The following is a 259-nucleotide window of genomic DNA, read 5'->3' as shown; positions in this document are numbered from 1 at the left end:
CTCGCCACGCACCTGCTCGGCGTCGAGCGCATCCTCGTCGTGCCGCACACCCGCTGCGCCATGGCCTCGAACACCGAGGCCGAGCTGCGCGAGAAGGTCGGCGAGAGCGCCGGCGAGGACGCGTCGTGGATGCACTTCCACGCCATCGCCGACCAGGAGCGTGCGCTGCGCGAGGACCTCGCCCGGGTGCGCTCGCACCCGCTCATCGCCAAGGGCACCCAGGTGGCCGGTTTCGTCTACGACGTCGACACCGGCCTGC

1 protein-coding gene is annotated in these 259 nt (G+C 72.2%); it reads left to right on the top strand.

Annotation, left to right across the window (positions count from 1 at the left end):
- Window positions 1-259: carbonic anhydrase (locus tag BIV28_RS19640; RefSeq protein ID WP_479723843.1), on the top strand; the 259-nt coding region annotated here is incomplete at both ends.

The sequence above is a fragment of the Intrasporangium flavum genome, from assembly GCF_001956915.1.
Classification (GTDB): domain Bacteria; phylum Actinomycetota; class Actinomycetes; order Actinomycetales; family Dermatophilaceae; genus Monashia; species Monashia flava.
Note: the sequence above shows the minus strand (reverse complement) of the source record. Positions and strands in the feature narration are given on the sequence as shown.